Source organism: Paenibacillus sp. P4_A7, from assembly GCF_056402455.1.
This window is the reverse complement of record NZ_JBFUHJ010000421.1, coordinates 1-4,967: the sequence shown is the minus strand read 5'-3', so window position 1 is coordinate 4,967 and position 4,967 is coordinate 1. Positions and strand designations below refer to the sequence as shown.

At 44.7% G+C, this 4,967-nt stretch carries 4 protein-coding genes; 3 read left to right on the top strand and 1 reads right to left on the bottom strand.

The genetic code is table 11. The features are described from left to right. Positions 1–310: 310 nt before the first annotated feature. Both AC1DWN_RS27885 and AC1DWN_RS27880 read left to right on the top strand, forming a co-directional pair. Positions 311–1,141, top strand: coding sequence for a helix-turn-helix domain-containing protein (locus AC1DWN_RS27885; RefSeq protein WP_477562142.1), 831 nt, complete (start codon positions 311–313; stop codon positions 1,139–1,141). A 122-nt stretch (positions 1,142–1,263) separates the two neighbouring features. Then, on the top strand, positions 1,264–2,472 hold the full coding sequence (locus AC1DWN_RS27880; protein ID WP_477562141.1) for a Gfo/Idh/MocA family protein: 1,209 nt from the start codon (positions 1,264–1,266) through the stop codon (positions 2,470–2,472). A gap of 70 nt (positions 2,473–2,542) precedes the next feature. Here AC1DWN_RS27880 and AC1DWN_RS27875 read toward each other — a convergent pair whose 3' ends face one another. Then, positions 2,543–3,406: a sugar phosphate isomerase/epimerase family protein gene (locus tag AC1DWN_RS27875; protein WP_477562140.1), complete on the bottom strand. Its 864-nt coding sequence runs from the start codon at positions 3,404–3,406 to the stop codon at positions 2,543–2,545. A 205-nt stretch (positions 3,407–3,611) separates the two neighbouring features. Here AC1DWN_RS27875 and AC1DWN_RS27870 point away from each other — a divergent pair, with 205 nt between their 5' ends. After that, the gene (locus tag AC1DWN_RS27870) at positions 3,612–4,853 is read left to right on the top strand and encodes a response regulator (protein WP_477562139.1); all 1,242 of its coding nucleotides are present in this window, start codon (positions 3,612–3,614) and stop codon (positions 4,851–4,853) included. Positions 4,854–4,967: the final 114 nt, after the last annotated feature.

Here is a 4,967-nt window from a genome sequence, read left to right as displayed (position 1 = left end):
GTGTAGTATAGATGAGATGAGATTTTTTTGGCATTTCGTAATTCCTCCAGAAAATAGTAGTAGGTATAATTTGTATTTCCAATATTTAATATATCAATATGGCCTTATAAGTACTACAGACCTCTGAATGGTTCATAACTGGACTATGGTCGAGTAATAGAGAACTAGAGATAGCCAGAAACCATTGCTCTGTCAATCTGGCGCCGTAGTTACCATATTGGAAGCGGTACCATTCTATTCCCGAGTAGGCTATAATACGGTAAAGCCGACAGGCGCACCGGCTAAGCCAAATAGAGGGTAGGAAAGTCTTATGGCTCATACGAGAGAAAAATTTGGAAACTATCTCGCCAATATTCAAACGTCGATTTTTACGATATTGTACCAGCAAGTCGGTACAAACTGGTCTTATACGAATGTCAACTACGAATACAATCTCCTTTACTACATTGTCGACGGGAGCTGCAAAATTCGGGCAAATGATGAAGAAATTCGGCCTACAGCAGGTCAGCTCGTTTTATTGCCTGAAGGAACGAATATAACAACCTCCTCCGATGATGAACATTTCGCCAAATATTACTGCCATTTTACAGCATCTCTTGGGGAAACACGGCTTTTTGATTTAATAAGGCTGTCCACAGTAATCGATGTTAAAGACCGGCCGGCGATTGAAGAGCGGTTCCGTGAGCTTCGTCATTACGCATCTTGCAAAAATATGACTTCAGCCTTGCGCTGCAAAACCATACTGCTCCAGCTTCTTTGTTACTACATCGAGAACAGTCCGCTTTGTAAGTTTGCTGATACCGGACATTCTCAATTGGAAGCAGTTAACGTTGTGCTTCAGTATATCGAGAACCATATGTCGGAAAAGCTCTCGGTTGAAAAGCTGGCAGGACTCGTTCACTTTCATCCGCATTATTTCATACAGGTATTCAAAACGATGGTCGGTTGTCCACCGATCCAATATATTACGAAATTAAGGTTTGAGCATGCATGTATTTTCCTGTCCTCTACGGGGAAGAGCGTCTATGAAATCGCCGAGAGGGTTGGAATCGAACCCGATTACTTCGCAAAATTTTTCAAACATCACTCCGGCATGACGCCTACGGAATATCGGAATCGTATAATTGCGCTGCCGCAATAACCTGATTTTTTTCAGGATAGATCTTACTTATTTCAATTCATCTCTCTATACGTTCGGACTATAGTAAAGATGTAGTTTTGAACAATGATGGCGTGTGATCGCCTTAAGGAGAGAGTGCAGAAATGGGAGCAAATCAACCGGTACGATTGGCCGTCGTGGGCGGGGTTCGCGGCAGCTGTTACAGCAAGTCCGTTAGGATGATGCCTGATAAAGTCCAACTGGCAGCGGTGTGCGATCTGAATGAAGCAGTATTGAACAATTGGAGATCGGACAATCCTGGAATCAAGACCTATACGGATTATGATAAGGTGCTGGAAGATCCTTCAATCGATGCAGTACTGCTTGCAACGCCGATGATGCTCCATGCCAGGCAGGCTGTGCAAGCGATGAAAGCCGGAAAGCATGTGTTAAGCGAAGTCGCTGCAGCCCACACAATCGAAGATTGCTGGCAGCTAGTTGAGACGGCGGAGCAGACGGGAATGATCTACATGATGGCCGAGAACTTCAATTATTTCCGCTTGAACATGATGGTTAAGAACATTGCGGATCAAGGAGAGTTTGGGGATATCACTCACGCCGAATGCGGATATATTCATGACTTGAGGGCAATATCTCATACTGAAACCGGCCAATTGACATGGAGAGGTGAGATGCTGAGGGATTATAATGGCAACAATTATCCAACTCACTCACTCGGCCCGGTATCGCAATGGCTCGGTATACATCGCGGGGACGAGTTCGACTATATGACGACGATCGTTTCAAAGCCTTCATCCCAATCGGGCTATTTCGCCGAATTGTATGGTGCCGACCATCCCGCAGCGAAGCCAGAATATTGGAAGCAAGGCGATTCATCACTCAACTTGATTCGCACGAAGCAAGGCGCCGTCATTTATTTGCGGAACGATTTTTCCTCTGCCCGTCCGTTTAATTACGCACATTTTGGGCTGCAAGGGACGAAAGGTGCTTTCCTGTCGGCCAGGCGCGAAGGGGAGGACCCGCTCGTTTGGCTGGATAGTCGATCGAAAGACAGATCGTATCAAGGTACGGTGGAATGGCAGTCCATTTGGGATTTAGCTTCCGAGTACGAGCATCCGTCTTGGAAGAAGGATCGGGAGAAGGCGGAAGAGGCAGGGTTCGGCGGGGATTATTTCGTCATGGAGGAATTCGCGTCGGCCGTTCAGGAAGGACGCCGACCGGCTGTTGATGTCTATGACGCCGTTGCGATTAGCTGTGTATTCCCACTGTCGGTTCAATCCGTAGCGGCGAATGGGAAACCGATCGATTTTCCGAACTTTACCAAGAATAGATCCAGCTATAAATATAGATAAGAAGGAAGAAACAGCCACGGCTAATTGCTGTGGCTGCTTCTATGTTGGAAGAGGTTTGGTTTATCGCTGGTTAAACTTCATCCCACAAGCGCATTGCGTTTTCGAAACCGAACAGAGTCCCGGTATGGCAGTCTTCCATGCCCTCAAATTCGATCGAAATGTATCCGTCATAACCGGAAGCTTTAATGATGCGCAGAACTTCCCTCATGTCGATATCACCTTGCCCGATGATCGCACCCCGCAAGAAATCTCCACCAGCTGTTTGAAACCAGCCTTGACCGGGATTAAGGTGATTAGGACGCAAATAGAAATCCTTCAAATGAATCATGGAAGCAAGTCCGATATTGTTCCTGACACCTTTGACCGAGCTTTCATCGACACACATGAAATTGCCGATGTCCAGCGTCGTCTTGAAATTTGGTCTTCCGACTGCATGGATCAAGCTTTCTACTCGTTCACTAGCCTGCATGTAGAAACCGTGATTTTCTAAGCTTGTCGTGATCCCGTAGTCTGCCGCATAATCGGCAATTTGCCTGCATGCCTCCGCCAGTTTCGGCAAATCATTTTGGAAATGAACGATTGACGCTTGTTCCGGTGGTCTCGATGCAACGTCGTGGCGAAACAGCTTCACACCAAGCTCGTTAGCGATATCGACCTCTTGTTTGACCCTGGCAATCTCTTGCTGAAAATCCGCCTCATCCGCACATACGAAATTGGCGCTGACGGTATAGTTCGAGATAGCGATACCGACTTGCTCCGCTTTACGGCGAATGGCCGGAATGAGTTCCGGCTGCTGCGTCAAGTTATAGCCGATCGGTACGATTTCGACATGCTCTCCTCCAATTTCTTTCGTCCATTCGATGACATCTGGAACGGTCATTTGCTGCGTGATTATGGCGCGACTTAAACTATAAGTACTAATTCCCCATTTCATTGCCTGGCACCACCTTTCATTGATAAAAGACTATCACCAATATAGTCAAAACCATTCGGAATATAAATTGAAATTCGTAAGGTTTACCCGGAAATAATTCAGGATCATTAGACAGAAATAATGTAATGTTGTTATAGTATGGTTATTATTTTCCAGTTTAAATGCGCCAAAGAAACTTCCGCACATCATTGAAGGGAGACATGATATGTATCGGGTACTTATTGCCGAGGATGAAATGCTTGTAAGATTGGGGTTAAAACATTCGATCGATTGGAGCGAATATAACATGACCGTGATCGCGGATGTCGCGAACGGCCAGGAAGCCTTGGATATCTATCAAAAGGAACTGCCGGAAGTGCTCATCACAGACATTAAGATGCCGATCATGGATGGGATGGAGTTGATTGCAAAAGTGCGCGATATAAATTCGGATGCGCAGATCATCATCCTGACATGTGTGGAAGATTTCGTTACGGCTCGTAAGGCGCTCTCTCACAATGTGCAAGACTATATTTTGAAGCTGGAAATGACATCGGAAGATATGGGGAGAATGTTATTTAAAATCAGGGAGAAGCTCGACCGGCTGCATAAATCGGTGCACGTCAAGACGGATGTGGATATCCATATCCTTAAAGACAATCTCATTAAAGAATATTTGCTTGGATCGCGTTACAGTGAGGTTGAGTTTACGGCCAAAGCGGAAAGCTTGAACATGCGGCTGCATCCACATCGTCTGGTTGTCACTCTGATGGAAATCGATAGGTTCGACCTAATATGTAAGCGTTTTAAAGATAATAAAGGTCAACTCGTTCGAATGTCGCTATTGAATGTGCTGAGTGAGGTTTTGGCGAATTACGGCTGCGGAGAAGCGTTCGCCGATTCTGATAGCCGATACTTGCTCGTATTCGGCTTCGATGAGCAAAACAGCGAACAGCAGATTACCGATACGCTTCATACAATCGTCGAGCATATTCGCAATGTTTTAAACATGTATTTTAATATTTCCGTTACATTCGTGATCAATCATGCACAGGAAGGTTATCATTCGATGAAAGAGCAGTATAGCGAATGTTTAACGAAGTTAGAGGATAGATTTTTCTTTGGGGCGGGCTCGAACACTCTTGTAGGCGGACAGTATAGTTCGCGTATTCCGGAAGACATGAATGACTCTCTACTTCAAATCGTACGGGAGTGGAAAACGAATGATGCCGCAAAAAAAGCGCTTGAGAATACGATGCTTACTTTCCTAACTAAGGAGAGCATTGTAAATGCGACGGAAATTAAACGAACATTTAAAATTTGGGTATTAATGGCAGCGCTATCTATAAGGCTATCCAAATCGGATATGCCAGAGATCGTTTCGGATTATAGTGATCGCATTACTGGTGCACAAACTTTGCAGGAGTTGGTGTACGTCTTTATTTTTTTTATTGATACTGTGTGTTAATAGTTGTACAACTTAAAATTATTATGCATAGTAATTTGAGTTGTATTTAGATTTATTGATGACATATTTATTAGTTATTTTGGTTTGTTTGTGCTTGCAGAGGTTGTTCTAGTT

Excerpts from the sequence above, each read along its gene's own strand:
- AC1DWN_RS27885 (WP_477562142.1), top strand. The coding sequence starts at position 311 with ATGGCTCATACGAGAGAAAAATTTGGAAACTATCTCGCCAATATTCAA.
- AC1DWN_RS27880 (WP_477562141.1), top strand. The coding sequence starts at position 1,264 with ATGGGAGCAAATCAACCGGTACGATTGGCCGTCGTGGGCGGGGTTCGC.
- AC1DWN_RS27875 (WP_477562140.1), bottom strand. The coding sequence starts at position 3,406 with ATGAAATGGGGAATTAGTACTTATAGTTTAAGTCGCGCCATAATCACG.
- AC1DWN_RS27870 (WP_477562139.1), top strand. The coding sequence starts at position 3,612 with ATGTATCGGGTACTTATTGCCGAGGATGAAATGCTTGTAAGATTGGGG.